The 5,272-nt window shown below is 73.8% G+C and carries 3 protein-coding genes and 1 pseudogene; 1 reads left to right on the plus strand and 3 read right to left on the minus strand.

What is annotated here, in order from left to right:
- The 3 genes from cydD to G6556_RS16845 all read right to left on the minus strand — a co-directional run.
- Window positions 1-1,805, minus strand: a 1,805-nt coding sequence (cydD, locus tag G6556_RS16835; protein ID WP_166943996.1) for a thiol reductant ABC exporter subunit CydD, incomplete at its 3' end; no start/stop codon positions are given.
- A 15-nt stretch (window positions 1,806-1,820) separates the two neighbouring features.
- Entirely contained in the window at window positions 1,821-2,906 is a 1,086-nt protein-coding gene (cydB, locus tag G6556_RS16840) for a cytochrome d ubiquinol oxidase subunit II (protein ID WP_166943998.1), read from the minus strand.
- Between the two features lie 12 nt (window positions 2,907-2,918).
- The gene (locus tag G6556_RS16845; RefSeq protein WP_166944000.1) at window positions 2,919-4,403 is read right to left on the minus strand and encodes a cytochrome ubiquinol oxidase subunit I; all 1,485 of its coding nucleotides are present in this window, start codon (window positions 4,401-4,403) and stop codon (window positions 2,919-2,921) included.
- 443 nt (window positions 4,404-4,846) lie between these two features.
- Between G6556_RS16845 and G6556_RS16850 the strand changes: the two are divergent.
- A pseudogene (locus G6556_RS16850) lies at window positions 4,847-5,272 on the plus strand (hypothetical protein); the annotation flags it as partial.

A 5,272-nucleotide genomic window follows, 5' to 3' on the forward strand; every position in this document is an offset into this window, starting at 1 on the left:
CCGGGGGCAGGGGCGGTGCCGGACACGCCGGCGGTGCCGACGAGGGCGGACTCCGCCGCACCCAGGCGCGCGACGGTGGCGCCGGCGGGGGTCACGGGGTCGGCGTCGTCGCCCGCCCGGTCGGCGGGGGGCAGCGGCGCGGACCGCACCGTGACGACCTCGTCGGCGAGCGCGACGAGCGACGGCCGGTGCGCGACCAGGAGCACGGTGCGCCCGGCGTCCTTCAGCGCGCGGACGGTCGCGAGCACGACGCGCTCGCCGGCGGCGTCGAGGTGCGCGGTGGGCTCGTCGAGGACGACCAGCGGGGCGTCGGACAGCAGGGCCCGGGTGAGCGCGACGCGCTGCCGCTGGCCGACGCTGAGCCCGGCGCCGCCGCGACCCAGGTCGGTGGCCCAGCCGTCCGGCAGCCCGGCGACGACCGCGTCCAGCCCGGTCAGGGCGGCGGCCTCGTCGCGGCGGGCGCGGGCGGCGGGGTCGAGCTCGGCGTCCTCGGCCCCGGACACCAGCCGGCCGATCGTCGCCGGGTCGAGCACGGGCCGCTGCGGCAGCCAGGCGACCTGCGGCCAGTAGGTGGCGGGGTCGACGTCGTGGAGCGGGGTCGCGCGACCGTCGGCGTCGACCACCTCGACGGTGCCCGCGTCCGGCCGGAGCAGGCCGAGCAGCACGTCGACGGTGGTGGACTTGCCCGCGCCGCTCGGACCGGTGACGGCGACGGTCCGCCCGGGGGCGAGGTCGAGGTCGAGGCCGGCCGGCGCGAGCAGGTCGCGGCCCGGCGCGCGCACCGTGACGCCGCGCAGCCGGACGGTCGCGCCGCGCAGGGCCGGCGCAGCGGCGGTGCCGGCGGCCGGCACCGGGGTCTCCAGGACGCGGAAGACCTGGTCGGCGGCGGCGACCCCGTCGGTGGAGGCGTGGAACTGGGCGCCGACCTGGCGCAGCGGGAGGTACACCTCGGGCGCGAGCACGAGCACGGCGAGCCCGGTGGTGAGGTCGAGGTGCCCGTAGACCAGCCGCAGGCCGATGCCCACGGCGACGAGGGCGACCGCCAGGGTGGTGAGCAGCTCGAGCACCATGCCGGACAGGAAGGCGATCCGCAGCGTGCCCATCGTGGCGCGGCGGTGCGCGTCGCCGAGCGCCTGCACGCGCTTCGCGGGGCCGCGCTCGCGCCCGAACGCGCGCAGCGTCGTGAGCCCGGCGACCAGGTCGAGGACCTGGGAGCCGAGCCGCTGCATCACCCGGAGGCTGCGCTCGGAGCGGCCCTGGGTGAGCTGGCCGATGAGGACCATGAAGATCGGCACCAGCGGGATCGTGCCCGCGGCGATGGCGGCGGACACCCAGTCCAGGTCGAGGATGACGACCAGGACGGCGGGTGTCACGGTGGCCGACAGCACGAGCTGCGGCAGGTACTTCACGAAGTACGGCTCGAGGGCGTCGAGCCCGCGGGTCGCCAGGGTGACGACCCGCGCCCCCTCGCCCTCCGCCAGCCAGCGCGGGCCGAGGGCCGCGGCGCGGGCGACGACCTGCTCCCGGAGCTCCGCGACCGCGCGGGTCGCGGCCCGGTGCGCGTACCGCTCCTGCACGCCCACGGCGAGCGCGCGCGCCGCCACGACGGCGGCCAGCCACCCGACCCGCGGGAGCAGGTCGGGCAGCGTGGCCCCGTCGTGCGCGGCGGCGGCGAGCACCTGCGCGAGCAGGATCGCCTGGGCGATGACCAGCCCGGCCGTGACCAGCCCGAGGGCGACGGTCAGGGCCAGGTACCCCCGGGCGGCGCGGGCGTACCGGAGCAGGCGCGGGTCGAGCGGCTTCACGCGGTCGATCGTCCCTCAGGCCCGGGTGGAGCCGTCGGGGGAGGTGCCGCCGTGGCCGGTGGACGCGCCGGTCCTGGTCGGCAGCACCGCCGCGAACGTCAGCCCGGTGTGCTCCGGGATGTGCTCGGCGGAGATGCGCTTGCGGAACACCCAGTACGTCCAGCCCTGGTAGAGCAGCACGACCGGCGTGAGGATCACGGCGACCCAGGTCATGATCGTCAGCGTGTAGTCCGTGGACGACGCGTTGTCGACCGTCAGCGAGTTCGCCGGGTCGAACGCCGGCATGACGTCCGGGTACATCGAGCCGAAGATCAGCACGACGGCCGCGACGATCGTGACGGCCGACCAGACGAACGCCCAGCCCTCGCGCCGGGCCCGGGTGGTGAGCACCACCGCGAGCAGCGCCACGGCGGCGACCGCCACGACGGCCCAGGTCCAGGCGACCGAGTACGCGAGCTGCGCCCACAGGGCCCAGGCCGCGGTGACCACCAGCGTCACCGGCGCCAGCCGCTGGGCCAGGGCCGCGGCGCGCCCGTGCAGCTCACCGGACGTCTTGAGCGCGAGGAAGACCGCGCCGTGCGTGACGAACAGCAGGGCCGTCACCGCGCCGCCCAGCAGGGCGAACGGGTTGAGCAGCGCCCAGAACCCGCCGACGTACTGGTGGTTCGCGTCGAGCTCGACGCCCCGCACCAGGTTGGCGAACGCCACGCCCCAGAGGATGCCGGGGATGTAGGAGCCGAGCATGATGCCGCGGTCGGCCCAGGCACGCCAGGTGTCCGTGTTGATCTTGCCGCGCCACTCGAACGACACGATCCGGAAGATCAGGCCAACCAGGATGAGCAGCAGCGGCAGGTAGAAGCCGGAGAACAGCGTGGCGTACCACTCGGGGAACGCCGCGAACGTGGCGCCGCCGGCCGTGATGAGCCACACCTGGTTGCCGTCCCAGACGGGGCCGATGGTGTTGATCATGACGCGGCGGTCGTTGTCCTTGCGCCCGAGGAACGGCAGCAGCATGCCGACGCCGAAGTCGAAGCCCTCCAGGACGAGGTAGCCGGTCCACAGGACCGCGATGAGCAGGAACCAGACGAGCGGGAGATCCATGGCCGCCTCCTGTCAGTACGCGAACGACAGCGGGCGCTCGGCCGCGTCGGGGTCGCTCGGGTCGGGACGGTTGTCGGGGTTGTCCGGGCTGGGGTCCTTCTCGCTGTCCGCGACGCCCTCGACGGCGTACCGCTTCATCAGCCGGAACCAGAACACCGCGAGCACGCCGTAGACGAGCGTGAACGCGACCATCGAGATCACGACGGTGGTCGGGCTCACCACCTCGGACACGCCGCGCTCGGTCAGCAGCCAGACGCCGTCGACACCCGTGGGGTTCGGGTAGACCACCCAGGGCTGGCGGCCCATCTCGGTGAAGATCCAGCCGAACGACGACGCGAGGAACGGCGTCGGGATGGCCCAGATCGCGATGCGGGCGAGCCACTTGTTGTCCGAGACCCGGCCCTTGCGCGTGAACCACAGCGCGGCGAGCGCGAGCGCCACGGAGCCGGCTGCCAGGCCGATCATGAGGCGGAACGCCCAGTAGGTGACGGTGAGGTCGGGGATGTAGTTGACGCCCTCGCCGTACTGCTCCTCGTACCGCTCCTGCAGGTCGTTGACGCCCTCGATGCGCGACGTGAAGTCGTTGTTCGCGAGGAACGAGGTCAGGCCCGGGATGCTGATGAGGTGCGCGACGCCGTCGCAGTTGTTGGTGAGGTCGCCGATCGCGAGGATCGAGAAGGCGGCGCCGTCCTCGGTCTCGCAGAGCGCCTCCGCGGCGGCCATCTTGGTGGGCTGCTGCTCGAACATGAGCTGGCCCTGCGCGTGGCCGGTGATGCCGAGGCCGACGCCCGAGATCAGCATGGTGAACACGCCGAGCAGCACGGCCGGGCGGTAGACGGTGCGGGCCTTCTCGCTGTCGCCCTTGCGGACCAGCCGGACCATCCACCAGGCGGCGATGCCCGCGACGAAGGTGCCGGCGGTGAGGAACGCGGCGGTGACGGTGTGGGGGAACGCCGCCAGCAGCGTGCTGTTGGTGAGCACCGCGACGACGTCGGTCATCTCCGCGCGGCCGGTCTCGGTGTTGAAGGTGGTGCCGACCGGGTGCTGCATCCACGAGTTCGCGGCGAGGATGAAGTAGGCGGACAGGTTGGTCGCGATCGCGACCGCCCAGATCGTGGCGAGGTGGATCTTCTTGGGAAGCTTGTCCCAGCCGAAGATCCACAGGCCGAGGAACGTCGACTCGACGAAGAAGGCGGCGAGGGCCTCCATCGCCAGCGGTGCGCCGAAGACGTCGCCGACGAACCGGGAGTACTCGGACCAGTTCATGCCGAACTGGAACTCCTGCACGATGCCGGTGGCCACGCCGATCGCGAAGTTGATCAGCATGAGCTTGCCGAAGAACTTGGTCAGGCGCAGCCAGGTCTCGTTGCCGGTGCGGACCCAGATGGTCTGCATGATCGCGACGAGCGGCGTCAGGCCGATCGTCAGCGGGACGAAGATGAAGTGGTAGACGGTGGTGACACCGAACTGCCAGCGGGCCAGGTCGAGGGCTTCCACGTGGAGTCCGTCCAGGAGGCTGAGGCGGTTGGGGGGCCGAACGGCCCAGGTCGGGGCCGTGCTGCGACGGTATTGCGCCCCGATTCACAAGCGTAGGACAAAGGTCCCGCGATCTGACGCCATGTCGTCTCGTTGTGACTGGATTCACGAGCGTGACCTACCGCACGTCCGCCGGACCTCTGTGCGATACTGACTCCGGTCTCCCGGGATCCACACACCCCGGGCGCCACCGTGCTCGCCGCACCAGCGCATCGCGCTGCCAGGCGCCGCCGGCCGGCCGACCCCGACCCAGGGGATCGCGCGGCCAGGCAGGCGATGGCGCCGAACGCCCGTGCAGCGGCCGACACCGATGACTTCCGTCGCCGCGGACCCGCGAGCGACGACCGACGGCCCGACGGGCGCCGAGCGTGTGGCCGGCGTACCCGGGCGTAGGAGCACCGCGCGTGACGCTCGACAACACCCCGGACAGCACCACCACCGCAGCGCAGACGGGCGGTGACGCGCCGGCCGAGACCGCGGCGCCCGCTCGCAGGCGCACGACCCGGACCCGCGCCACGCGGGCCACCAAGGCCGCCGAGCCCGCGGCCGACACCCTGGACTTCACGGTCGGTGACGGCGCGGCCGCCGCCGACGCGGCACCCGAGGACGAGGCGCCCGCCAAGCCGGTGCGCCGCCGGGCGCCGCGCAAGACCGCCGCGCAGAAGGCGGCCGAGGCCGCCGCTGCGGAGGCCGCCGACGCCGACGCCCCGGCGGGCGGGACCGCCGCGCCGGCCGCCGTCGAGGGCGACGCCGCCCCCGCCGCTGCCGAGGCGCCCGCCGCTGCCGCCGAGGCGCCCGCCGCGCAGGAGGCGCCCGCCGCCCCGAAGCGC

The organism is Cellulomonas sp. IC4_254 (assembly GCF_011603975.1).
In the GTDB taxonomy this organism is placed as follows: Bacteria; Actinomycetota; Actinomycetes; order Actinomycetales; family Cellulomonadaceae; genus Cellulomonas.